The organism is Saccharospirillum mangrovi (assembly GCF_003367315.1).
Taxonomy (GTDB): domain Bacteria; phylum Pseudomonadota; class Gammaproteobacteria; order Pseudomonadales; family Natronospirillaceae; genus Saccharospirillum; species Saccharospirillum mangrovi.
Genome location: NZ_CP031415.1, coordinates 1,611,427 through 1,637,185 on the forward strand (window position 1 = coordinate 1,611,427; position 25,759 = coordinate 1,637,185).

22 protein-coding genes are annotated in these 25,759 nt (G+C 58.1%); 21 read left to right on the plus strand and 1 reads right to left on the minus strand.

Going from position 1 to position 25,759, the window contains the following annotated elements; all coding sequences use genetic code 11:
* Window positions 1-36: 36 nt before the first annotated feature.
* From DW349_RS07780 to flgL, 12 genes are all read left to right on the plus strand, one after another.
* The gene (locus tag DW349_RS07780; RefSeq protein WP_108124501.1) at window positions 37-861 is read left to right on the plus strand and encodes a CheR family methyltransferase; all 825 of its coding nucleotides are present in this window, start codon (window positions 37-39) and stop codon (window positions 859-861) included.
* A 168-nt stretch (window positions 862-1,029) separates the two neighbouring features.
* A complete protein-coding gene (flgB, locus tag DW349_RS07785; protein ID WP_108124500.1) occupies window positions 1,030-1,428 on the plus strand; it encodes a flagellar basal body rod protein FlgB in 399 nt (132 codons plus the stop codon).
* A gap of 2 nt (window positions 1,429-1,430) precedes the next feature.
* On the plus strand, window positions 1,431-1,874 hold the full coding sequence (gene flgC / locus DW349_RS07790; protein ID WP_108124499.1) for a flagellar basal body rod protein FlgC: 444 nt from the start codon (window positions 1,431-1,433) through the stop codon (window positions 1,872-1,874).
* A 120-nt stretch (window positions 1,875-1,994) separates the two neighbouring features.
* The gene (locus tag DW349_RS07795) at window positions 1,995-2,747 is read left to right on the plus strand and encodes a flagellar hook assembly protein FlgD (protein WP_108124498.1); all 753 of its coding nucleotides are present in this window, start codon (window positions 1,995-1,997) and stop codon (window positions 2,745-2,747) included.
* Window positions 2,748-2,847: 100 nt separating this feature from the next.
* Complete coding sequence (locus DW349_RS07800; RefSeq protein WP_108124497.1) at window positions 2,848-7,233, plus strand: flagellar hook-basal body complex protein; 4,386 nt, start codon at window positions 2,848-2,850, stop codon at window positions 7,231-7,233.
* Between the two features lie 271 nt (window positions 7,234-7,504).
* Window positions 7,505-8,251 (plus strand): flagellar basal-body rod protein FlgF, encoded by a 747-nt coding sequence (flgF, locus tag DW349_RS07810; RefSeq protein ID WP_108124495.1) that lies wholly within the window; start codon window positions 7,505-7,507, stop codon window positions 8,249-8,251.
* Window positions 8,252-8,264: 13 nt separating this feature from the next.
* Window positions 8,265-9,053, plus strand: a complete 789-nt coding sequence (gene flgG / locus DW349_RS07815) for a flagellar basal-body rod protein FlgG (protein WP_108124494.1) — start codon at window positions 8,265-8,267, stop codon at window positions 9,051-9,053.
* A 16-nt stretch (window positions 9,054-9,069) separates the two neighbouring features.
* A complete protein-coding gene (gene flgH / locus DW349_RS07820) occupies window positions 9,070-9,768 on the plus strand; it encodes a flagellar basal body L-ring protein FlgH (protein WP_108124493.1) in 699 nt (232 codons plus the stop codon).
* Between the two features lie 196 nt (window positions 9,769-9,964).
* A complete protein-coding gene (locus DW349_RS07825) occupies window positions 9,965-11,053 on the plus strand; it encodes a flagellar basal body P-ring protein FlgI (RefSeq protein WP_108124492.1) in 1,089 nt (362 codons plus the stop codon).
* Window positions 11,054-11,170: 117 nt separating this feature from the next.
* Window positions 11,171-12,232, plus strand: a complete 1,062-nt coding sequence (gene flgJ, locus DW349_RS07830) for a flagellar assembly peptidoglycan hydrolase FlgJ (RefSeq protein ID WP_108124491.1) — start codon at window positions 11,171-11,173, stop codon at window positions 12,230-12,232.
* A gap of 9 nt (window positions 12,233-12,241) precedes the next feature.
* Window positions 12,242-15,313, plus strand: coding sequence for a flagellar hook-associated protein FlgK (flgK, locus tag DW349_RS07835; protein ID WP_108124490.1), 3,072 nt, complete (start codon window positions 12,242-12,244; stop codon window positions 15,311-15,313).
* Window positions 15,314-15,376: 63 nt separating this feature from the next.
* The gene (gene flgL, locus DW349_RS07840) at window positions 15,377-16,633 is read left to right on the plus strand and encodes a flagellar hook-associated protein FlgL (protein ID WP_108124489.1); all 1,257 of its coding nucleotides are present in this window, start codon (window positions 15,377-15,379) and stop codon (window positions 16,631-16,633) included.
* 21 nt (window positions 16,634-16,654) lie between these two features.
* Here flgL and DW349_RS07845 read toward each other — a convergent pair whose 3' ends face one another.
* Window positions 16,655-16,936 (minus strand): hypothetical protein, encoded by a 282-nt coding sequence (locus DW349_RS07845; RefSeq protein ID WP_108124488.1) that lies wholly within the window; start codon window positions 16,934-16,936, stop codon window positions 16,655-16,657.
* A gap of 222 nt (window positions 16,937-17,158) precedes the next feature.
* Between DW349_RS07845 and DW349_RS07850 the strand changes: the two genes are divergently transcribed.
* From DW349_RS07850 to DW349_RS07890, 9 genes are all read left to right on the plus strand, one after another.
* Window positions 17,159-18,151: an NAD-dependent 4,6-dehydratase LegB gene (locus DW349_RS07850; protein ID WP_198650421.1), complete on the plus strand. Its 993-nt coding sequence runs from the start codon at window positions 17,159-17,161 to the stop codon at window positions 18,149-18,151.
* Complete coding sequence (locus DW349_RS07855; RefSeq protein WP_108124487.1) at window positions 18,151-19,317, plus strand: LegC family aminotransferase; 1,167 nt, start codon at window positions 18,151-18,153, stop codon at window positions 19,315-19,317. Before DW349_RS07850 ends, DW349_RS07855 begins: the two co-directional genes overlap by 1 nt.
* A gap of 2 nt (window positions 19,318-19,319) precedes the next feature.
* Entirely contained in the window at window positions 19,320-20,489 is a 1,170-nt protein-coding gene (gene neuC, locus DW349_RS07860) for a UDP-N-acetylglucosamine 2-epimerase (protein ID WP_108124486.1), read from the plus strand.
* Window positions 20,482-21,561: an N-acetylneuraminate synthase gene (gene neuB / locus DW349_RS07865; protein WP_108124485.1), complete on the plus strand. Its 1,080-nt coding sequence runs from the start codon at window positions 20,482-20,484 to the stop codon at window positions 21,559-21,561. Before neuC ends, neuB begins: the two co-directional genes overlap by 8 nt.
* The gene (locus tag DW349_RS07870; protein ID WP_108124484.1) at window positions 21,558-22,181 is read left to right on the plus strand and encodes an acetyltransferase; all 624 of its coding nucleotides are present in this window, start codon (window positions 21,558-21,560) and stop codon (window positions 22,179-22,181) included. The genes neuB and DW349_RS07870 overlap by 4 nt, the downstream gene beginning before the upstream one ends.
* 133 nt (window positions 22,182-22,314) lie before the next feature.
* On the plus strand, window positions 22,315-23,370 hold the full coding sequence (locus tag DW349_RS07875) for a nucleotidyltransferase family protein (RefSeq protein ID WP_108124483.1): 1,056 nt from the start codon (window positions 22,315-22,317) through the stop codon (window positions 23,368-23,370).
* A 1-nt stretch (window position 23,371) separates the two neighbouring features.
* A complete protein-coding gene (locus DW349_RS07880; RefSeq protein ID WP_108124482.1) occupies window positions 23,372-24,295 on the plus strand; it encodes a Gfo/Idh/MocA family protein in 924 nt (307 codons plus the stop codon).
* 7 nt (window positions 24,296-24,302) lie between these two features.
* On the plus strand, window positions 24,303-25,010 hold the full coding sequence (locus DW349_RS07885; protein ID WP_108124481.1) for an acylneuraminate cytidylyltransferase family protein: 708 nt from the start codon (window positions 24,303-24,305) through the stop codon (window positions 25,008-25,010).
* On the plus strand, window positions 24,991-25,758 hold the full coding sequence (locus DW349_RS07890; protein ID WP_108124480.1) for an SDR family oxidoreductase: 768 nt from the start codon (window positions 24,991-24,993) through the stop codon (window positions 25,756-25,758). The genes DW349_RS07885 and DW349_RS07890 overlap by 20 nt, the downstream gene beginning before the upstream one ends.
* The last annotated feature ends 1 nt before the right edge of the window (window position 25,759 follow it).

Consider the following 25,759-nt stretch of genomic DNA (forward strand, 5'->3'; position numbering starts at 1 on the left):
CCAGCCTATGACCGTGGTGAAGGAGCTGAGGCTTTAATGGTTGACGTTAACCAAGGCTACGAAGCCTTTTGCGATTTCTTGGAAAAACACAGTGGCATCTGTCTGGGCGCCAGCAAGCAATACCTGGTTTCCAGTCGATTGCGCAAAATTCTGCAAGAAGCCTCTATTGGGACCCTGACAGAACTGGTTGCGGCCATGTCGCGTGCCGGTGGTCAGTCGTTGCGTTCGGACGTTATCGACGCCATGACCACCAACGAAACCCTGTGGTTTCGCGACATCCATCCGTTCCGGATTCTCGAAGAACAGCTGTTGCCGGAGTTTTACCAGCAGAAGGTGAACCGGCCGTTGCGCATCTGGTCGGCGGCCTGTTCCACCGGCCAGGAACCTTATTCGATCTCAATGATGATCGAAGAATTCAAGCAGAAGAACCGGGTGTTCAGCGCCGGCGAAAAAATCATCGCCACCGACATTTCCAACACCGCTTTGGATGCCGCCAAATCGGCCGAATACGCCATGCTGGCGATTGGCCGTGGTCTCGATCCGGAACGGCTGAAGCGGCATTTTGAAGAAACGCCGGGCGGCCGCTGGAAAGTAAAAACGCCGATCGCCCAACGCGTCGAGTTCCGCCCTATGAATCTGCAAGACAGCTATGCCTTGCTGGGCAAGTTCGACATTGTTTTCTGTCGCAACGTGCTGATCTATTTCACCGCAGAATTCAAACGCGACATCCTGACCCGCATTCACGCCACCCTGAACCCCGGCGGTTATTTGATGGTCGGTGCGTCCGAAGCCGTCAACGGCCTGGGCGATCTCTACGAAATGGTGCATTGCCGCCCCGGCATCATCTACCGCAAACGCTGATCCAAAGCGGGCAAACCGGCAACGGCCAAGCCTTGCCGGTTTGCCGGTTCAAGCCCACCGAAAAACACCTAACCCTTTGAAATACAACGAAAAATAAAATTGGCACCTGCTTTGCAATAGGTTCAGCAACTGACTGCAACTGAACCAAAAGCGGCAAAGAGGTGTGTGATGTCTGCACTGGGTTTTAATAATTCTCTCGGGATTCACGATAACGCTCTGCTGGTGCGTGCTGAGCGCTCACAGATTTTGGCCAACAACCTGGCGAACGCCGACACGCCGCATTTCAAAGCGCGTGACATCGACTTCCAGGCAATTTTGCGTGGTGAAGTGGAGCGCAGCAAAAGTCTGGCCGTGAACCGGACCGACAACGCTCACATCCCCGGCCGCATGCGTGAAGAAAGCGAACTGCTGTACCGCTTCCCGTATCAGCCGTCTATCGACGACAACACCGTCGACCCGAACGTCGAGAAAGCCCAGTTCACCAAGAACTCCATCGACTACAGCTCCAGCTTTGATTTCCTCAACCGCAAATTCAAAGGCCTTGATGGCGCATTGAGAGGGCAATAAGGATGTCATTAAGCAACGTCATTAACATTTCTGGCACCGGCATGACCGCCCAGTCGGTGCGCTTGAACACCACAGCGTCCAACCTGGCCAACGCCCAGAGTGTCAGCTCCAGTATTGAAGAAACCTACCGGGCGCGTAAGCCGATCTTCCAGCAATTGCAGGAGCCGTGGCATGAGCGCGACATCCTGGCGCCGGTCGATCTGGAACACGACGTCGGCGAGGGCGTGAAAGTACGCGCCATCGTTGAGAAGGATGCGCCGTTGGACATCCGCTACGAACCAACCCATCCCTTTGCCGACGAAAACGGTTACGTCTATTACCCGAACGTCAACGTGGTGGAAGAGATGGCCGACATGATTTCCGCATCGCGCAGCTTCACGGTGAATGTTGAGGTGTTCAACACCGCCAAAACGATGATGCAGAAAACGTTGACGATGGGGCAGTGAGGCCGCGCGGTCGCCAATCACTAGCCCGTCCGTAGTATCGGATTTAAAGACACAGATTTAACGACACAGCTTTAACGACCTAACAGAGACAGTGGGTTCCACTCACAGCGAGGCAACACCATGGCGGATGTCAACAACGTATCGGGCAGCTCACCGCTGGGCCAATACGACATCGGCAATAAGAAAGACACCAACTCGAAGAACGAAGAGCTGGGTCGAAACGAATTTCTGGAGCTGATGATCACGCAGTTGCAGAACCAGAACCCGTTGGATCCACAGGACAACGCTGAATTCGTTGCCCAGCTGGCGCAGTTCTCGACGGTTGAAGGCATCGAGAACATGTCGAGCAGTCTCGAAGACATGTCGGCGTCCTTTACCTCGTCGCAAGCCTTGCAGGCAACGGCCCTGGTGGGTGGCTCGGTCACCGTCAACGGTCAGGACACCAGCATTCTGCAGCATGGCGATCTGGTATACGGCCTGATCGAAATGCCCAGTGGCGCCACCAACACGACGCTGCGCATCAAGAACGCGGAAGGTGAAACGGTGGAAGACGTCAACCTGGGTACGCTGCCCAGCGGTGCGGTCACCTTCAAGTGGGACGGCGCCAATATGGAAGTGAACGGTGTGCTGGTGGACATCGATTACGACAAGTTCGAGACCGATGAGGACGGCAACATCATTCCTCACGATCAGGGCGAATACTCCTTTGATGTGTACGCCAGTGTGGGCGGCGTTCAGGAAGCGATCGAAATTAACCTGAGCTCCCGCGTCGATTCCGTAACGCTCGGCAGTGCCGGGGAAATTCAGCTGAATCTGCCAGGTGGCAACGTCATCACCATGGACGATGTGCTGCAGATCAACAGCGCTTATTGATAAACCGGGCCGGTTCGCCGGCCCATGAACTGACACTTGGATGAACTGAGCGACAACGCGAGTTCTGGCTCTGTAACAGCGCAGTGCGAGGTGCAATACGATGAGCTTTACAACAGGTCTTAGCGGCATTGCCGCCGCCAACAAGGATCTTCAGATCACCGGCAACAACATTGCCAATGCCAGCACAACCGGCTTTAAAGCCAGTCGTGCAGAATTTGGCGACGCCTATACCTCGTCTTTCATCGGCTACGGCCAGGACAAGATCGGTTACGGCGTCAGCGTGGTAAACGTCGGTCAGAAGTTTGAACAGGGCAGCATCAGCCAGACCAACTCTGCGCTCGATATGGCCATCGACGGCGAAGGTTTCTTCGTCACCGAATACCCCAATGGCACCGTGACCTACACCCGGTCGGGCATTTTCGGCATCGATAAAGAAGGCTATATCGTCAGCAACCAGGACGCCAAACTGCAAGGCTACGGCGTTATTCCGGGCGACAAGATCAACACCGGTGTATTGACCGACCTGCGTGTCGACAAAGCCAACCAGCCGCCGCGCGGTACCCACCAGGTGGATGCCCGGGTGAACGTTCCGGCCGGTGCGCAAGTGCTGGCTGAAAACGGCACCATCGTAACCACCGCCGGCCTGGCCATTGGCGCCGCTCAAGTTGGCCCGACCGAAGACACCGCCACCGTACTGAACACCGTGGGCGTACCGACCACAGCCGGCACCAACGCTGAACTGATCGGCGGTATTCCGCGCATGGCATTCCCGTGGCAGCCGACGCCGGTGGAAGCGTCGTTCACCATCGACGTTGAACTGCGCGGCCCGAACATCCCCGGCACCAACAACACCGTGACCGGCACCATTCAGCCGTTCGATTCAACCATCGTCTACGCCGATGTTTACGAACTGGTCGACGCCATCAACGCCTCCATCAGCGGCGATTCCGGTTTGCGTGGCAAGGTTGAAGCCACGGTAAACCAGTACGGTGGTCTGTCGTTCCAGACTTCTGGCGTCTACGCCACCGATGGCACGTCCATCGTCAGCATTGTCGACAACGTCGGTACGCTCAGTGGCGACGCTTATTTGAACTTCCAGAACGGCACGGCCATGCTCTCTGGCACCGTCGAGCCGGGCCTGGAAGTGGTGAACGCCGCGACCTTTACCACCTTGACCGGCGGCCGGGATCTGAACTCCATCGACAACGTCGGTAACTTCCTGGATGCCGAAGGCGGCAACACCATCGACTTCATCGCGTCTGTGAACGGCGTAGCCACCACCGTTTCGGTCGCCGTACCGGCAGCGGGCTGGGCTACATTTGCCGCCTTCGCCACCGACGTTGATTTGGCGCTGACCGGCGCGGGTGTGAACGCCAACGCCGCCATGAACGGCAACTTCCTGGAGATTACCTCCACCTTGCCGGGTGACATTCCGGTGTCGATCAACCATCTGCCGTCCAGCTCCAGTACCATCGATATGACCGATCTGGGCATGACCACTGGCGCCACCTTCGCACCCACCGTCACGCTGGGTCTGCAACAGAACGACACCCTGACTATCGACCTCGATGGTGGTGCCATTATTGACACCATCACCTTGAACCCGGCGGTCTATGCCAACGTCGATTTGCTGGTTCAGGAAATCAACAACCAGATTCTGGCGTCTGCCATCCTGGCCCCTGCCGGCGTTCCGGAAATCCGGGCATTGAACGACAATGGCACTCTGGTGTTCGATCGTCTGAATAACCCGGGCGTACCGCCGGCGGATATCGCCATCACTGGCACGGTTTTCACGCTCGATTACTTCGGTCTGTCGACCGTTGATACCCAGACCACCCCGTCTGTGGTCGCGCCGGTACCGGGTGATGACCTGTTTGCCAATGGCGGCTCCATCGACCTGACGTCCGATCCGGGCCAGGCCGCCACACTGGTCAGCAACAGCCAGGCGGAACTGGATTACAACAACACCGTGCCTGGCACGTTCACCACCCTGACCAGTTCCAGCACGCTGAACTTCCTGGATAACACCGGTCCGGCCTTCGGTGACCTGGAAGCGGGCAACACCTTTGCCTTCGGTATCGCCGTCGGCAGTGCCTCGGCAACCGGTATTACCATGACGGTCCCGGCGGGTGGTTTCCCTTCTCAGGCTAACTTTGCTGCGTCATTGCAAGCGCAGATTAACGCCACCCTGGGCGGTAACTACGTCGCGGTCTCCATCGACGGCGCCACCAACCAGTTGATCATTCAGGCGGACGTGGATGCCGGTGTTGGTCCGAACAGCATCACCATCACGCACTTGCCCGGTGCCACCAACACCACCGCCTTTGACCTGGAAATTCTGGGCCTGGCGACGACATCATCACCGCAGCCGATTGCCGACCTGGGTGAATCGACCATCCTGGCGAACAACGAGTTCACGCTGACGATCGACGGTGGCGTACCGCAAACCATCATCGTGCCGCCGGGTTCGTTCGATAACACCGACGATCTGGTCGCGGCTATCAACCAGCAGATTTCCACCAACTCCATTCTGAATGGCGAAGTGGTGGCGTCTCAGGTGAACGGCCGACTGGTGTTTGAGCGCACCGAAATCGGTAACTTCCCGCTCGACATCGACATCAACGGTACCGTCCAGTCACTGCAAGCTTTGGGCATGGACAGCGCCACCAAGATCGAAGGCGAAGATCCGGTGGATCGGGAGAATTCCTTCCGCATCAACCTGACCGTGCCGCTGCCGGATGAAGACGAGCGTTCCGGTTCGGTGCTGATCAGCCTGAACGAAGACATCCGCTCCATCGATCAGCTGGCTGCCGCCATCAACCGTGAATTGGCCGCCGTGCCGGACGACGAATACATCGGTGTCCAGGCGCGTGTTATTCAGAACGAAAACGGCGAAGAACAGTTGATTCTGGAAGCCACGGTAGAAGGCGAAGCGTCGCAGATTTCGGTCACCAACATCCGCGCGCCGGGTGAAGACCTGGACGTGGAAACCATGTACGGCCTGCTGCAATTTGCGCCCGTCGCCGGAACCTATTTGGTGGAAGGTGAAGCTGCGGTGACCAACGGTTACCCGGAACAGAGCGTAGTGATCTACAACGAAGACGCCGATGAGCGCGAGCTGGTGACCATTCCTGAAGGTTCGACCGCCGGTGAAATTGCCGCTCAGCTGAGTGAATACGAAGGCGTGGATGCTTCGGCCGAAACGCAGGTGCGCTTGCTGAACCAGAACTACATCAACTCGGGCGACATGAACATCTTCATCAACGGTCAGGTGATTGTCGCCAACGACCTGGAAGAGATGGTCGCGGAGATCAACCAGTATCAGCAAACCTCGTTGAACAGTATTACTGCTGAGTTCGACACCGCGACCGGCGATGTGATTCTGACCTCCAGCACCGGTATCGACATTTCGGTGCGCATTGAGTCCGACACCGTGACCGACACTCTGCGCGTGCAAGGCACCCGTGGTTCGGCGCCGGTCGTGCTCGGTGGCAGCATCGATGCGGAAACCAACGCGCGCATTGGTGGTTACGTCGACATCATCCTGAACGAAGGCTACACCATGCTCGAGCCGGATCCGTACGTGGCCGGTTTGTTCAATGGCCTGGGTAAGGACGCGTTTGAGCCTTACACCATCAACGCCTTCAACCCGGAAGACTCCGACACCTACAACGAAACGCGTGCGCTGACGATTCACGACTCCATCGGCAACGAGCACGAATTGCGCTTCTTCTACGTGAAGGATGAGCCCGATCCCGATCGGCCGAACTCCCTGAGCACCTGGACGGTGTATCTGCAGATCGACGGTGAAAACATCGGCGACCCGGACACCAACCTGCCGTTCCCGGAAAACACTCAGGCAACGATGGCGTCGCACAAACTGTTCTTTAATGCCGACGGCACGCTGAACGAGGACGTGACCGGAGACTTCCTGATCTCCAACTGGAAGCCAATCGATCCGGATACCGGTAAGCCGACCGGTGCCTACATCGGTTTGCCACAGGCGCAGGGCGGTGCCTTGCCGATTCCTGATCCGAACCTGAACTCGAACTTCGCGATCTCGTTCGATGGCACCACTCAGTACGGCGGCTCCTTCGCCAACAACAAACTGATTCAGGACGGTTACGCCTCTGGCCGACTGTCTGACCTGGAGATTGACGACGCTGGCATTATCTACGCCCGTTACTCCAACGGTGAGGCATTGAAGTTGGGTCAAGTCGTTCTGGCGTCGTTTGCCAACACCGAAGGCCTGATACCGGTGGGTGACACCGAATGGGTGGAAGGCTTCGAATCCGGTGATGCTGTTATCGGCGAACCGGGCACGGCCTCGCTGGGTACGATTCAGTCGGCGGCCCTGGAAGATTCGACCGTCGATCTGTCGGAACAGCTGGTACACCTGATCATCGCGCAGCGAAACTATCAGGCCAGCTCGAAGACAATCGAAACGGCCAACGCCGTGACTCAGACGATTATTAACCTTCGGTAAGGGCTAGTAAAAGGCGCCACCGGCGCCTTTTACGCTGAACGGAAGACGCTTGATACGCAAAACCCAGCGCCGAAGGCGCTTTGTAACTTGCGTCTCCCGTCTCCCGTCCAGCGTCTTCCGCCTTCACGGCAATCGCTTGCCGCACGCCACATTTCTTCCCTTGCCTCAAGCTCCAATCCCCCGCCATTCCTGGCTCTCCAGGCAAATTCAAAACTTGGCACGGCTTTCGCTATCCAGGGTATAGACAGCCAATTTACGGCAGGAGTTAACCATGGATCGTGCGATCTACATCGCCATGACCGGCGCCAAACACAATATGCTGGCGCAGGCATCGCACTCAAACAACCTGGCCAACGCCACCACCACCGGCTTCCGGGCCGACTGGGAACAAGCGCGGGCCATGCCGGTGTTCGGTGAGTATTACCCGTCACGGGCGTTCTCCAACACCGAGCGACCGGCGACCGATTTTAACGACGGCCCAATGGTCGAAACCGGCAACGAACTCGATGTCGCCATCACCGGCGACGGCTTCTTCGCCGTCCAGGATGCCGACGGTAACGAAGGCTACACCCGGCGCGGTGATTTCTCAGTTACCCCGGTCGGTCAGCTGATCAACGGTTCCGGCCAGCCGGTCATCGGGCAGGGCGGCGGTCCCATCGTGTTGCCGCCGTACGAGAAAGTCGAGATCGGTGAAGACGGCACCATTTCCATTCGCCCGGCCGGTGCCGGTCCGAACGAAATGGCCGTTATCGACGGTCTGAAAATTGTGAATCCGGATCTGCAAAACCTGGAAAAAGGTACCGACGGTTTGTTCCGCCCGGTCGAGGGCGAGCAGGTGTTGGAAGACGACCCGGCGTTACGGGTGGTCAGTGGTTTTGTTGAAGGCAGCAACGTCAATCCGGTACACGAATTGACCAACGTTCTGGCACTGAATCGTCAGTACGAACTGCAAGTGAAAATGATGAAGACGGTCGAGGAAGTCACACGCTCGTCCGAACAAATCCTTCGGATGAGCTAAGGGGGAATTCAACATGCATAAGGCATTGTGGGTCGGTAAGACCGGTTTGGAAGCCCAGGACATCGCCTTGGCGACCATTTCCAACAACATGGCCAACGCCAGCACCACTGGCTACAAGAAAGAGCGGGCCGTGTTTGAAGATCTGATCTATCAGGTGCAACGCCAGCCGGGTGCGCAAAGTACGCAGAACACCCAGCTGCCATCGGGTTTGCAGCTCGGTACCGGTGTGCGCACGGTGGGCACACAGAAGCTGTTTACTCAAGGCGATCTGAACACCACTGAACAACCGCTGGATCTTGCGATCAACGGTCGTGGTTTCTTCCAGATTCTGCTGCCCGACGGCAACCTGGCCTACACCCGTGACGGCACGTTCCACCTGAACGACGAAGGCCAGATTGTCACCGCCAGTGGCTATTTGCTCGAGCCGGACATTCAACTGCCCGAGCAGACCAGCACCATCACCATCGGTGAAGACGGCATCGTCACCGCCGTTATCGGCAACGACAATCAGAACGTCATTCAGTTGGGCGACATCGAAGTGGTCGATTTCGTCAACCCGGCCGGCTTGCAGGCGGCGGGTAAAAACCTCTTTTTAGAAACCGCCGCCAGTGGTCCGCCCCAGGTTGGCGTACCCAGCCTGGACGGTTTCGGTTCCATCATTCAGGGCGCGTTGGAGACCTCGAACGTGACCATTGTCGAAGAAATGGTCGACATGATTTCCACCCAGCGTTCCTACGAAATGAACTCCAAAGTGGTCAGCACCGCCGACCAGATGTTGGGCTTCATTACCCAGAACCTCTAAGGCGGGGGAATTTAGGATGAAACTGACACAACTTCTGAACGCCGCCGTTGCGATCAGCGCTCTGGCGCTGCTCGGCGGCTGCGCGACGCAATCGACCAGCCTGGGCGACCCCATGCCGCAGCCGGGCGACCCGGATTTCGCGCCAGTACCGGCTGAAGCGCTGGTGGCACCGCCGGGATCGGACGGTTCTTTGTTCAACGATCAGGCCGGCATGGCGCTGTTCGGCGACAAAAAAGCCATGCGCACCGGCGACATCATCACCATCGTCCTGGACGAACAGACGCAAGGCAGTAAATCGTCCGCAGCGTCGTCGTCCAAAACCAGCGACACCTCGATCAACGCGCCGATTCTGGCCGGCGGCCAACCGATCGACGCACTCAGCGCCACACTCGGCGGCAGCCGCAGCTTTTCCGGCAGCGGCGATGCCGACCAGAGCAACAGCCTGAGCGGCAATATTTCAGTCACCGTGTCCGAAGTGCTGCCCAACGGCATTCTGCGGGTACGCGGTGAGAAGTGGATTACGCTGAACACCGGCGCAGAGTTCATCCGCATTCAAGGCATGCTGCGCCCGGAAGACATCAACCTGGACAACACCGTGTCCAGCCAGAAGCTGGCCGACGCCCGCATTTCCTACAGCGGCGCTGGTGCGCTCGCCGATGCCAGTCAACAGGGTTGGCTGACGCGGTTCTTTAATAGTCCGGTTTGGCCGTTTTGACGGCCAAACCGGACGCTGAATGCTGGACGGGAGACGGGAGACGCTAAAAGACAAACCGTCCGGCACCGTTAGGTGCCGTCTAACTTGCGTCTCCCGTCTCCCGTCTCCCGTTAAGCGTCCAGCGTACGCCAGCCTCGCTGGCCCACTAATTGCTCTAAGCTGCTTATCGACAAACAGCCGTCAATAGAGTGACACCATGAAACGCTTACTGTGTGTGCTGATGACCGTACTGGCGTTGCCAGTCTGGGCCGAACGCATTAAGGATCTGTCGTCTGTTCAGGGCGTGCGCAACAACCAGCTGGTCGGTTACGGTCTGGTCGTCGGCCTTGATGGTTCGGGCGATCGCGCGCCGTTTACCAATCAGACGTTCCGCAACATGATGGAACAGTTCGGCATCACCATTCCCGAAGGTCAGAACCCCAACCTGAACAACGTGGCCGCCGTCAGCGTGCACGCCACCTTGCCGCCGTTCGCGAAACCGGGTCAGGAAATTGACGTTACCGTATCGAGCATCGGCAACGCCGACAGCTTGCGCGGCGGCAGTTTATTGCTGACGCCGTTGCGCGGCCCCGATGGCCAGACCTACGCCGTGGCGCAGGGCAATTTGGTGGTCAGCGGCTTTGGCGCCGAAGGCGAAGACGGCTCGTCAATCACCGTCAACATTCAAAACGCCGGCCGCATTCCCAATGGCGCTATCGTCGAACGCGGTGTAGCGAACACCTTCTCCCAGGGCGATTACATGACGTTCAATCTGCATCGCCCGGATTTCACCACCGCCAAGAACATGGCCGCGACCATCAACGAATTACTCGGCCCTGGCGCAGCTTACGCGGTTGATGCCGCCTCGGTTCGGGTCACCGCGCCGCGCGACCCGAACCAACGCGTCAGCTTTATCAGCGTACTGGAAAACCTGAACGTGCAGCCGGGTGAAGAAGCCGCGCGCGTCATCATCAACAGCCGCACCGGCACCATTGTTGTCGGTCAGCACGTTACGGTGTCTCCGGTTGCCATTACCCACGGCAACATGACGGTGACGATCGACAACACCCAGAACGTCAGCCAGCCCAACCCGCTCAGTGAAACCGGCGAAACCGCCGTGGTGCCCGACACCGAAATCACCATCGACGAAGGCAACAATCGCATGTTCCTGTTCGGCCCGACGGTGACGCTGAACGACATCGTTGACGCGGTAAACCAAGTCGGCGCAGCGCCGGGCGATTTGATGGCGATCCTCGAAGCGCTGAAATCGGCCGGAGCATTGAAAGCCGAATTGATTGTGATCTGAGCCAGAGAATTTTTTTGGCACGGCCTTTGATAGATAGCTAATAACCAGGCCCGAAACGCGGGCCAGACGGACGTTGTCGCGGTAAAAGCGGCAAGTTCTGACCGGAGAGCGGCAAAGATGGTTTCGCAAGTCGACGCAGCCTTTAACTACAACGATCTCAACGGCTTGAATCAGGTCAAGTCGATGGCGCGTTCGGATGATCCCGAAGCGTTGCGCGTGGTCGCGCAACAATTCGAATCCATGTTCATTGCCATGGTGCTGAAAAGCATGCGCGAAGCCAGCGATGTCATGGCGCCAGACATGCTGACCAGCAACGAAACCAAGTTCTATCGCGACATGTACGACCAGCAATTGAGTCTGTCGCTGGCGCAACAAGGCGGCTACGGCCTAGCCGATATTCTCTACGATCAGTTGTCCAAACAACTGCCGCAACGCGATCAGGATTTCAGCAACATCGACATCAAATCGTTGAGCGACAGCCATCGTCCGGTGTTGCCATCGGACAAGGTTGATCCGTTGCAGTCGATCCTGAATTCACTTGGCCCGGCGCTGCCATCGGTCACGCCAACGACAACGCCAACGGAAGCCGTAACCGACACCGAAACACCGGCCGAGGTGTTCACCGAACTTCCCGATCTGTCGAGTCTGAACATCGTTTTGCCTGGCAAGCAAAGCGGCTTTGAATCGCCCGAAGAATTTATCGAATCCTTGTTGCCTCACGCCGAAGCGGCGGCGGAAAAACTCGGTGTTGATCCGCGCATTATTTTATCGCAAGCGGCGCTGGAAACCGGCTGGGGCCGATACATGATTGAAGACGGCGAGGGCAACAACAGCCACAACTTTTTCGGCATCAAAGCCGACGAACGTTGGGATGGCGCCACCGCCGAAACGCTGACGCATGAAGTCTTTGACGGCCAGACGGTGCGCATCCGCGACGCCTTCCGCGCCTACGAAGAACCGAGCCAGTCGTTTGACGATTACGCCGAATTTCTGCAATCCAATCCACGGTATCAGCAGGCGCTGGATCAAGCCGGTGACGCTGAAGCCTTCACGCGTTCGTTGCAGGCGGCAGGCTATGCCACCGACCCTCAATACGCCGACAAAATTTTGCGCATTGCCGACAGCGAAGTGATGCGCCTGGCAGCGGCGGACCATGCGTCTCGCCACACTCTGGGGTAAGGAGCGGCCGTGAGTAATCTGCTCAATATTGCGATCTCGGGTCTCAAAGCGCAGCAATCCAACTTGGCGACGACCGGCCATAATATTTCCAACGCCAACGTTGAAGGTTATTCACGTCAGGACGTGGTGCTGACCACCGCCAATGCGCAATACCGCGGTTTTGGTTACATCGGCAGTGGTGTACAAATCAGCACGGTACGGCGCATTACCGATCAGTTTATGGTCGAGCAACAGCGCGCTGATACCAGTTCTTATCAACGAGAACAGGCGTACCTGAGCAACATCGAACAGATTGATGGCTTGCTGGCGGGCAACAGCACCGGTTTGCAGTCGGTGCTCGATACGTTTTTTGCCAGCTTGCAGGGTTCGGCGGATAACCCCTCGTACATTCCGTCACGCGATGTGGTGATCGGTTCGGCCGACAGCGTGGTCGATCGGTTCCGTTCCCTCTACAAATCGCTGAACGATCAGAACGAAACCCTGAACGGGCAAATTGCCACCACGGTTGATGAAATCAATTCGTTGACCCAAGGCATCGCCAGTCTGAATTTCAGCATTCTGAACGCTCAGGGCCGTGTCACTACCGAGCCACCGAACGACTTGCTGGACCAGCGCGACGAGCTGGTGCGGCAGTTGTCTGAGCTGGTAGAAATCGAAGTCACCGAAGACAACAATCAATACAACATCGCCTTTGCCGAAGGCAATATGCTGGTGTTGGGCAATAAAGCCAACCGCCTGGAAGCCGTACCGTCGGCGGAAGATCCGCAACAAACCGGGGTGCGTTTTGTCAGCAATTTAAGCGACGAATTCGTCACCGAAAAACTCACCGGCGGTACCTTGGGCGGCATGATCGCATTCCGCAAAGAAGCGCTGAACCCGTCAATGAACCAGCTCGGTTTGATCGCTGTGGCGTTGTCTCAGGAGTTCAACGATCAGCACCATCAGGGCATCGATCTTAACGGCAATTTCGGCGGCGATTTTTTTAAGGATTTGAACGATCCAGTATTGGCCGGCAATAACAATCGCATTCAGGGCAACGGTGAAAACACGCCACCAGTGAACCAGGTGATGAGCGTGTATTTCGACAACGTTGGTGCCTTAACCACCAGCGATTACGCCATCGAATTCACCGGCCCGGACGACGACAGCTACGAAGTCATTCGCATCAGCGATGGCAAAAAAGTTGACGGTGGCACCATCGACGGCGGCAACTTGCCGACTGAAATCAGTTTCGACGGCCTGCGCATTGTGCTCGAAGACGGCAACTTCAAAGCCGGCGATAAATTCACTGTGAAACCGTTGCGCAATGTCGCCGACCAGATGGATCTGGCGATTACCGAATCGGCCGAGCTGGCGTTTGCCTACCCCATGCGGGCAGAAAAAAGCCTCGGCAACCAGGGCACCGGCAACATCGATCAAGGCACCATGCTCAGCCCGGACGGCAAAGCCTTCGAAGTGCCGGGTCAATTGAGCCCGCCGTTGATCGTGGTGTTTCACAGCGAAAGAACGTACTCCATTTTGGATAACAGCGACCCCGGCAACCCGGTGCCGCTCGATCCGCCCATGGAATACCTCGATTTTGTACCGGGCACACCGAACACCATTTTTACCGATGATCCCGGCGAAACCATGATGAGTTCCTGGCGGCCGCGACTGCCAACATTCGCCACCATTACTGCCGACGGCATATCCAGCAGCCGGCCGTACAACGGCATCAACTCTGAACGTTTCACCTTCAGCCGGACCGATCCGGTTACCGGCGAAGTCACGCAGGACAAAACCATCATTACACCGTCCGGCGCTTCGGCTGCGGAAATTGCCGCAACCTTGAGCCGGGTGGATGGCGTTACCGCCAATGCTTATACCCAGGTGCAACTGAGTAATTTCACCAACTCGGGCACGCCATACGATCCGGACAATCCGTTTGAAATCTGGATAAACGGTTACGAAATCACGCTGGATAATCTGGGGCCAAACCAGACGATATTTGAAGAGCCGTATCCGGAAGAGATGCCAGATAAATTAACGCCGGATTTTCTCGCTGATCGCATCAACGCTCACATTGATTTGGGCAATGCCGGCATCACTGCCAAGAGCGATGGCAAGACGCTGACCATTACCGATGCCAACGGTGAAGACATCTTCATCGAAATGCGTGGTGATAAGCCGGACCCGGCGATTGTCGGTACACCACCATTGGGCACCGGTGGGCCGAACGGCGCCATCGATCCGGGCGACACCTTTGAAATCAGCACTGGCGAGTCGTACCCGCTGACCACCGTTTCCGGTCAGACCGGCGGCCAGTTGAACAACTTAACCGGCTACGATTTCAACGACGAAAACGGCCCGTATCGATTCGAAATGTATTTGCCCGATGGCCGTACCGGCACCATCGAATTAACCGGCACACACGCCACAGCCGATGACGTAAAAGCCGAAATCGAAGCCAAGATTACCGCCTTGCTCGACAGCCCCGGACGCGCCGAAGTCAGCATCTCGGCCCGTGGCGAAATCAGCTACAAGGTGTTTATGAAGGTCGAAGGCACTGGCAATTACGACACCGCTGGCGTCAATGTCGGCGGCCAGGTGGATGTCACCATGGCCGATGGTATTTCGCTGTCCACCACACCCAAAGCGGGCGCTATTTTTACCGGCGTGTCGGAAGCCAAACCAACCTATCAGGGCTTCCAGTTTTCCATTTCCGGTCGGCCGGAAGAAGGCGACACCTTCAGCATTGAATGGAACTCCGACGGGGTGTCGGATAACCGCAACGTACTGGATCTGGTCGGGTTGGAAAGCACCGACACCGTCAACAAATCCAAAGGCGGTATGACCTTCACTGAAGCCTACAGCCAGGCGGTGGAAACCATTGGGACCAAAACCAATCAGGCGCAGATTCGTACCAACGCCGCCGAGGCGGTATTGCAAGGCACGGAGGCCGATTTGAATTCCATACGCGGTGTGAACCTGGATGAAGAAGCGGCGTTGTTGATCGAATTCCAGCTGGCCTATCAGGCCAACGCTCAGGTAATCAGCATCGCTCAGGAAGTGTTCGACAGTTTGATAGGGGCGTTCCGTTAATCCGGGCGTCGTAGCCGCCGATAACCTCAGGGTATCGGTCCGAGTTGATAAAGGAGGCCACTGATGGCCGATCGTATTTCAACCTATTGGATGTTCTCACAGCCGGTCAGCAACATGACCCGCCTGCAGAGCCAGATGAACCTGACTCAGCAACAGCTGAGCACCGGCCTGCGCATTCTTACACCAGCGGACGATCCGGTTGGTGCGGCGCGCGTACTGCAACTGGATCAGGACATTGCTCTGACCGAGCAGTACGAACGCAACATCATTTTGCTTGATTCCCGGCTGACCGAAGAGGAAAGCACGCTCGACGCCATTAACGAGACCTTAGGGCGGATTCGCGAACTGACCGTTCAGGCCGGTAACGCCGGCGTGCTGACCGACGAAGACCGTATGGCGATTGCGCAGGAAGTCGAAGAGCGCTTCGATGAACTTTACGACCTGATGAACGCCAAAGATGGCGCGGGCGAATATTTGTTTGCCGGTTTCTCCGGTAGCTCTCAGCCATTCGTTCGTAATGAAGCGGGCGGCTATTCCTACGAGGGCGATGAAGGGGTGCGCTACTTGCAGGTCAGCTCGACCATTACCTTGCCGTCGAGCGATTCCGGCAAAGACATTTTCATGGACATCAAGTCCTCAGAGACCAGTTTCAGCACCTACGCCAACCCGTTGAATCAGGGCAATCCGATCGGTCGGATTTCTGCTGGTCTGACGGTCGATCAGGAAGCGCTGGACGCCTTTTATCCACACGATGTGGTCATCACTTTTGAGAACCCGCTCGACATTGATCCGGCGGAACCGAACTACACGGTACGACGAAAATCCGACGGGCGTATTCTCGAAGGCATGCAGAACGTGCCGTATGTCACCGGCGATGAAATTAACGTCGCGGGTATGAGCGTTCGGCTGACTGGCGCGCCGTCTCCGGGCGATCAATTTGTTATCGAAACCAGCAGCAAACAGGGCCTGTTGACCACGGCCGAGAAGTTTCTCTATACGCTGGAAAGTTACCCGCCGGGCACCGGTTTCGACGATGTTTACGATGCCAACATTGCCTCGACACTGAGTAACCTGGACAACGCCATCGATCGGATTTCACAGGTACAGGCGCGCATTGGTGCGCGTCAGAACACCACGGAATCGGTGACCAACCAGCACGCCGACAGCAAATTGGCGGCTAAGGATGTGCGGTCTAAGATCCGCGATGTGGATTGGGTGGAAGCGGTCAGTCGATTGCAGATGGAAAGCCTGACGTTGCAGGCAGCGCAGCAGAGTTTCGCTCAGACCAGTCAGCTCAGTTTGTTTAATTTTATTCGCTGAGCATTGAGCGGAGCGGGGCGATTAAAGGTCGCGCACCGAGCGGTAATGTTTGGCTTGTGCTTCTTTTAATGGCGATGGCGGCGTCTGCACCAACTCGTTGATGATGTGTTGGCTTTCCTGTTGAAATAATTGCCGGTTTTCCGCCAATACCTGCTGCAATTGTTCGATCAATTCCCGGCGTTTGGGTTCGGCCAGGCGGTTCAGTTCACGCGCGCATTTTTGTCGCCATTGTTCAAACGCTGGAGCCGGATTGCCGGACTGACCCATCAGGGCAATTAATTGCTCGATCAACGGATGAGACATCACAGACTCCTGGGGTGGATTGGCAAGTTACTCATGGTAAAGCCAGTCGATGACAGCAGGGAAGGGCTGTTTAAAAATTGCCAGTTGCGAAGGCAAACGCACAGTGCAATGCCAGTCCGACGGAAGCTTGATATAGTCGTCGTGCCCAGGTTCAGGTGCGCGATACCCACAGACCAGAAGCGTCTTGGGTAATTCAGACGGTGTTTCGTGAGGGGAATATTGTTGTCTACTAAACGTCAAACTGTGTTAGTCACCGGCGCCGATGGTTTTATCGGCTCACACCTGACTGAACTCCTGGTTCGCGAAGGTTATCAGGTTCGGGCCTTGGCGCAGTACAACTCGTTCAACAGTTGGGGTTGGCTGGAAGACATTGTCGGTCTCGATCAGGTTGAGGTGGTCAGTGGCGATGTTCGCGACCCGCATTTCTGCGCCACCGTGACCGAAGGCATGGACTGGGTGTTTCATTTGGCGGCGCTCATTGCCATTCCGTATTCCTACGTCGCACCCGACAGCTACGTCGATACCAACATCAAAGGCACGCTGAACATCTGTCAGGCTGCGTTGCGCAATGGCGTTAAACGCGTGATCCATACCTCCACCAGCGAAGTCTACGGCACGGCGCAATATGTGCCGATTGATGAAGCGCATCCGTTGCAGGCGCAGTCGCCGTACAGCGCTTCCAAAATTGGCGCCGATGCAATGGCGCTGAGTTTCTACAATGCGTTCGAATTGCCGGTCACCATTGCGCGGCCGTTCAATACATACGGGCCGCGTCAGTCTGCCCGGGCGGTGATTCCCTCCATCATTACCCAGATTGCGACCGGCAGCCGTGAGATCAAACTTGGCGATGTGTCACCAACGCGGGACTTCAATTACGTCACCGACACCTGCGCCGGTTTTCTGGTGTTGGCGCGGTGCGATGAAGCCGTAGGGCAGACAGTCAACATCGCCTCCAATTTCGAAATTTCCGTGGCGGATACCCTGAACCTGATTCGCGATTTGATGGGCAGCGACGTGACCTTTATTACCGACGAACAACGGCTGCGCCCGGAACGCTCAGAAGTGTTCCGCCTGTGGGGCGACCCGACTCGTTTGCAGCAATTGACCGGTTTCAAACCCAGCCACGATTTGCGCCTGGGATTGCAAAAAACCATCGACTGGTTCAGCCAACCGGAGAAGCTGGCGCGTTACAAAGCCGGTCTTTATAACGTCTGATGAGCCGCTTCGATTCACTCTTTGGTTTTATCCGCGATCACTACCGCAGCGACGCGGCCATTCCTCTGCACGCCCCGGCGTTTATCGGCCAGGAAAAAACCTACGTCATGGACACGCTGGACAGCACCTTTGTCTCCAGCGTCGGCGCCTATGTGGACCAATTCGAGCAGCGCATGGCGGCCTACACCGGCAGCGCGCGGGCGGTGGCGACCGTCAACGGAACGGCGGCTTTGCAAGTGGCGCTGCGCATCGCTGGCGTCAGCGCGGGCGATTACGTCATCACGCAGCCGTTAACCTTTATCGCCACCTGCAACGCCATTGCCTATTGCTCGGCGACGCCGATTTTTATCGACGTGGATCGTACAACCCTGGGCTTGTCACCCCAGGCTATGGACGAATGGTTGCAGCAAAACGCTCAGTTGGATGATCAGGGCCGCTGTGTCCACCGCGCCGATGGCCGCGTTATTCGAGCCTGTCTGCCGATGCACACCTTCGGCCACCCGTGCGATCTGGACGGCTTGATGACGGTTTGCTCGCGTTGGCATCTGGGCCTGGTAGAAGACGCCGCCGAAGCCTTGGGCAGCCGTTACCGTGGGCAACATGCCGGCACTTTCGGTCGGCTGGGTACGCTCAGTTTTAATGGCAACAAGATTCTGACCACTGGCGGCGGCGGCATGATTCTCGCCAACGAAGCCGATGGTCAGCGCGCCAAACACCTGACCACCACCGCAAAAGTGCCACACCCTTACGAATACGATCACGATGAATTGGGTTACAACTTCCGCCTGCCCAATCTCAACGCCGCCCTGGGCTGCGCCCAGTTGGAACAGTTGGATGTGTTCCTGGCGGAGAAGCGCCAGTTGGCGGCCGAGTACGCCGAGCATCTGGCCGATTCCGAATTAACCTTTGTCAGCGAACCACCGCACTGTGAGAGCAATTACTGGCTCAATGCGGTGCTGTGTCCGAATGCATCGGCGCGTCAGGCATTGCTGGAGGCGTCCAACCAAAGCGGCATCATGATGCGTCCGGTCTGGCGGTTAATGAACGAGCTGACCATGTATCAGCAGGCGCCGGCCGGCGATTTGAGCGAAGCGCGCTGGTTGGCCGACCATCTGGTCAATCTGCCCAGTGGCGTGCGTGCGTCCATTCCATCGGAGGCGACCTGAACATGCGTCGCATCGCTGTGTTCACCGGAACCCGCGCCGAATACGGCTTGTTGCATTGGTTGATGCGCGACATTCAGGCGCACCCGGAGTTGGAGTTACAGGTGATCGCCGGCGCCATGCATTATGCGCCGGAATTTGGTGAAACCTGGAAAGCCATCGTGGAAGACGGTTTTCACATCGACGCACCGATCGACATGCTGCTGGCATCCGACAGCGTTGTCGGCGTCACCAAGTCCATGGGGCTAGGCACCATCGCCATGGCCGACGCCCTGGCGCGGTTGCAGCCCGATGCGTTGGTGTTGCTCGGTGACCGTTTTGAAGCGTTGGCCGCCGCCCAGGCGGCCTTGATTGCCAAAGTGCCTATCGTGCATCTGCACGGCGGCGAACTGACCGAAGGGGCGTATGACGACGCCATTCGCCACGCCATTACCAAGATGGCGAGCTGGCATGCCGTTGCGGCAGAGCCGTATCGGCGCCGGGTGATTCAGATGGGCGAGTCGCCGGACCGGGTCATGACCGTCGGTGCCCTGGGCATTGATAACCTGCTGCGCACCGAACGGCCATCACGCGATGCCTTAATGGACAGCCTCGATTGGCCGTCCGATCAAGCCTATTTTCTGGTGACCTACCACCCGGTGACGCTGGCAAACGAACCGCCGCAGGCGACGATGAAAGCCATCCTCAATACGCTCGATGCGTATCCGGACCAGGGCGTGTTGCTTACCTATCCCAATGCCGACAACGGCGGCCGGGCGTTAATCGATCTGTTGAAAGCCTACAGCGCGTCGCAGCCGGATCGCGTGCGGCTGGTGCCGTCATTGGGCCACCGTCGTTACCCGGCGGCGCTGGCCGGTGCCACAGCCGTAGTGGGCAACTCCTCGAGTGGATTGATCGAGGCGCCGGCGCTGGGTGTGCCCACGGTTAACATCGGCCAGCGTCAAACTGGCCGATTGGCGGCGCCATCGGTGATGCAGGCCGAGGCGACCGGCGCCGCTATTAGCGCGGCGGTGCAGCGTGTTATGCAGCCGGATTTCCGAAAAATGTGCCGGGCCGAAGACAACCCTTATGGGCAAGGCCAGGCAAGCCAGTCGATTGTGAACGCCCTGGCGCAAATGACCTTGAACCCGATCAAAACGTTTTACGACCTGCCAGTGGGAGGCGTGGATGTTTAACGACCGTTCCGCTGTGTACGTGATTGCCGAAGCCGGTGTGAACCACAACGGCGATCGCCAGCGCGCCTTTGAATTGGTGGAAGTGGCGGCCGCAGCCGGTGCCGACGCCGTTAAATTCCAGACCTTCGACGCCAAGCGGTTAGCGGCAGCCAGCGCACCCAAGGCGGCGTATCAGCAACAGACCACCGACGCGGCCGAATCGCAGCTGGCGATGTTGTCGGCGCTGGAATTGCCGCTGGAATGGCACGCGCCCCTGCAAGCGCACGCGCACAGCCTGGGCATCGAATTTCTATCGACTGCGTTCGATCTGGACAGCCTGGCCTTTCTGCAAACGCTGAATCTGCCGTTTTACAAAATCCCCTCCGGTGAACTCACCAACGGCCCCTTGCTGTGGGCCTTTGCCGCCACCGGCAAGCCGCTGCTGATGTCGACCGGCATGGCAACGTTGAGCGAAGTGGAGCAGGGGCTGGCGGTGGTGTGCCACGCGCGTAATTACCCGCAGCCGCCGGCGTCGATGCAGGCGGTGTGGCAAAGCTGGAGCGATGCGGCACAGCGACAGGCGGTGACCAAACAATTGTGTTTGCTGCACTGCACCTCGCAATACCCGACACCCTGGCCGGAGGTGAACCTGCGCGCCATGGATACCCTGGCTGCCGCCTTTGGCCTGCCGGTCGGTTATTCCGATCACAGTAACGGCAATTTGATTCCGGTGGCCGCGGTGGCGCGCGGCGCGGCGGTGCTGGAAAAACACTTCACGCTGGATCGCAACCTGCCCGGGCCGGACCACCAAGCCTCGCTGGAACCCGATGAGCTGACCCGGATGGTGGCCGAGATTCGCGCGCTCGAACAAGCGCTGGGTGATGGCATCAAAGCGCCACAGCCGAGTGAATGGGACACCCGCCAGGCCGCGCGACAACGGCTGATTGCCGCTCGTCCCATTGCCCGGGGTGAAACCTTTAGCGCCGACAACATGACCACAGCCCGCGCCCACGAAGGCGAACTGGCGATGGCGTACTGGGACCGGCTCGGCCAGACCGCCACGCGTGACTATCAGGCCGGTGAACCGTTGTGAGTGACAGCGCGCTGATTTTATTGGGCGCTGGCGGGCACGCCAAAGTCCTGGCGGATCTGATCAACGCCTGTGGTGAGCGGATTTTAGGGGTGTGCGACCCGCAGCTGGCGCAATCCGGCGCATCGCATTGGCGTGAGCTGGCAATTTTGGGCGACGACCGGGCCGTGTTCGGTTTTGAGCCGAATCAGGTCCAACTGGTGAACGGCTTGGGCGGCCCGGGACGGAACGCCGTGATGCAGCAATTTGCGGCCAAAGGTTACCGCTTTGCCACTCTGGTTCATCCGCGTGCGGTGATCGGTTCGGGCGTTGAGTTGGGCGAGGGCGTTCAGATCATGGCCGGAGCCATTGTTCAGGCCGACACCGCCATAGGCGCACATTGCATCATCAATACCGGCGCGCAGATCGACCACGATGGCCGCCTGGGTCGCGACGTGCATCTGGCACCAAGCGCGGTGTTGGCCGGCGACGTAACGTTGGGCGACGGCGTTTTTGTCGGCCCCGGTGCGGTGATTGGCCGGGGCGTAACCGTTGGCGACCGGGCCGTTATTGGCGCTGGCACCACAGTGTTGAAGTCGTTGCCTGCAAAGGCACGCGCGCTGGGTAACGGTCGGCCGGTGTGACCGCGTCGATCGGTGTTTTGGCCGATGTCTTGCATTAGCGAATGAAAATAAGCCTTAAGAGATTGGTCCTCGAGCCGATACAGCTGGCACAGAGCCAACCGTCCCTGCTGACGGTGTTCGAGGAGGTATCACCATGCTGACCCATCTGAAACAACACAATGTCGTGGCCGAGCTGAGCATTTCCGACGCCATTGAGCGCCTGGATCAGGTTCAGCCCAAGTTATTGCTGGTCACGTCCAATAAAGGCGTGCTGTTGGGAACGGTCACCGACGGCGACATTCGCCGTGCCTTGCTCAAACATCTGCCACTGGACGCGACGCTGGATCAGGTGATGAATCCGTCCCCGAAAACACTGCCGCGCCAGGGCACCGATGCCGCTGCCGAACGGTTGATGAAACAATACGGTTTGACTGGCATTCCACGCCTGGACGACGCCGGTCGTGTTCTCGATATCTTAGGCCCAGCCGGAGCCGCGCCCAGCCGCGAAAATGCCGTCTTCCTGATGGCCGGTGGTTTTGGCAAACGCCTGCGTCCGCTGACCGATACCTGCCCCAAGCCGATGTTGAAAGTGGGCGACAAGCCGATTCTGGAAACCATCCTCGAGCAGTTCATCCGCAGCGGCTTCAAGCATTTCTACATTTCCACCTGCTACCTGAACGAGCAGATCGAAAATTATTTTGGCGACGGCAGCCGCTTCAACGTGTCCATTCAGTACATTCGTGAAGACACTCCGCTGGGCACCGCCGGTGCCATCGGCTTGCTGCCGGAATCGGCCAAAGCCCTGCCGCTGCTGATGATGAACGGCGACCTGCTGACTCAGGTCGATTTCAACATGCTGCTGGATTTCCACCTCAAAGAAGACGCCGACCTGAGCGTAGCGGTGCGTGAATATCAGATGCAGGTGCCTTACGGCGTGGTGCAGCATCAGCATTCGAGCATTACCGAGATCGTCGAAAAACCGGTGGAGAATTACTTCATCAACGCCGGCATCTACTGCATTTCTCCGCAGGCCGCCAAAAGCCTGTCGGGACAGCAAGCGGTGGACATGCCGGATTTAATCAGCACGCGTCTGAAAGCCGGACGCAAGGTGTCCATGTTCCCGATTCACGAATACTGGCTCGACATCGGCCGTATGAGTGATTTCCATCAGGCACAGAGTGACATCCAGCGGTTCAGCGGCGCGGCCTGATATGCCCAGAGTGGCGGTCATTGGTCGCGGATCCATCGGCCAGCGGCACGCCGCCGTCTTTACCGAACGTCTCGGCCAGGACGCTGTCGCCTGGTTTCCCGCCGGCGTTCGCGAAGCCACGCCCGTGGCCGATATTGTCGAACAGATTCTTGCCTTCTCTCCCAGCCATGCCGTGGTCGCCACACCGGCGCACCGACACCTCGAATTCGCCCAGGCGCTGATGGCGCACGGCGTGCAATGCCTGATCGAAAAACCGCTGTGCGCTCAGGCCGCCGAAGTGGATGCCTGGCTGCCAACAATCGACGCGAACACGCCTCAACCCTGGGTCGGCTACAACCTGCATTACCGCCCCGAATATCAGTTTCTGCGTCAGCAGTTGCCGGCATTGGGCGCATTGCGCTGGGCGGAATTTCGTTGCGGCCAGGCGCTGGAGCAATGGCGTCCCGGCCGAGAATTAAGCAACTCGGTTACCTTGCGTGCGGATTGGGGCGGCGGTGTGTTGCGCGAGTTGTCGCACGAAATCGAAATGGCGCTGTCGCTGTTGGGGCCGTTGCGCGTGCGGTCGGCAGTAGCCCAGCGTGGTCACTTCGGCGGCGATGTGGAAGAGGCCGTTCAAGCTGCGCTGGAAACCGATGATCATTGCCCGGTAGCACTCGCCATCGATCTTTACCGGGCGGTTCCTGAACGCCGGGTGTGGCTGGTTGGCGAACACGGCCAACTGGCGGTCGATTTCATTCAGGGCAAGGCGCACGTGCAGCTTCAGGGCGAACATACTGAAGTCGATTTCGAACGCATCGATAGTTATGGTGTGCAGGCCGACCGGTTTCTGGCCAACGACGCCACACCCGACTGCCCGCAACTGGCAGACGCGGTGAGCACCATGGCGTTGATTGCTGATTTAGAAGCTGCCATCCATCAGGAGTAATGCACGCGTGAAAGCCTGTGCCTGGATATTTGCCCGAGGCGGGTCCAAGGGTGTCCCGGGAAAAAACATTCGAGAGTTACACGGCAAACCGTTAATCGCCTGGTCGATTGAACAGGCGCGCGCCAGCGGTTGTTTTGAGCGGGTATTGGTATCGACCGACGACGAACGCATCGCCGAAGTGGCGCAGCAATTTGGCGCCGACGTGCCGTTTATGCGTCCGGCTGAATTGGCCGCCGATACCAGCCCGGAATGGCTCGCCTGGCAACATGCCGCCGCCTGGCAAGGCGAAAACGAACCGGAACTTGCCGGCTTTGTGTCGGTTCCGGCCACCGCGCCTTTGCGCGCGCCGACGGACATTCAAGCCGCCTGGTCGCTGCTGCAACAGTCCACCAATGATCTGGTGCTGGCGGTAACGCCGGCTTCGCATCACCCCAATTTCAATCTGGTTCGGCTGTCGTCGCAGCGTGGCGTTTCATTGTGGGAAACGCCGACCGCGACCATCAGCCGACGGCAGGACGCCACCCCGGCGTTTCACATCACCACCGTGGTCTACGCCACGACTGTTCAACACGTCTTGGCCGCCAAAGGCGTGTTAGACGGCGCGATTGGCGCCATCGAATTACCTGGCGAACGGGCGGTAGACATCGACACCGTTTTGGATTTTGAATGGGCCCGTTTCTTGATGGAGCACGCGCATGCCGCAACCGATCATTGATCTCGCCAATCGCCGCATTCTGGTTACCGGCGCTGCCGGATACATTGGGCGTACGCTGGTGAATGCTTTGCTGGAACAAAGCTGCCGGGTGATTGCGCTGGACCGCGTTGCGGTACCAGATGAGATGGCGCAACGCTGCGAACAAGTGTTGGTTGTCGATTTGGCGAATGCCGAGGCGTTGGCCGAACAGTTGAGTGGTTTGGTTGACGCCGGGCAATCCATTGACGGCGTAGTGCACGCCGCCGCCTATGTCGGCACGTCCAGTCTGCCGGGCTGGCTGGGCGGTTTGGATGAACAGTCACGCGCCACTTTCGATGATGCCCTGGTGGTTAATCTCGGCTCGGCATTCACCCTGGTTAAAACCCTGTTGCCGGTATTGAACAACGCCAGCCTGGTGTTTATCTCCAGCATCTATGCCAACCACGGCCCGGACATGTCGCTGTATGAAGACACCGCCATGGACAACCCGGCGGCGTACGGCGCGTCCAAAGCCGGCTTGCAGCAGTTGTCGCGCTACGTTGCCAGCCGTTACGGGCAACGCGGTATTCGTTCGAATTGCATTGTGTTGGGCGGCGTTTTTCGTCAGCAGGACGAGCGCTTTGTGGAACGCTATCACCGCCGGACGGCGTTGGGACGAATGGCGACTGAGCAGGATGTTGTCGGGCCGGTGTTGTTCTTACTGTCGGACAGTGCAGGCTATGTCACCGCGACTGAACTGGCGGTGGACGGCGGTTACGCATCGCTCTGAG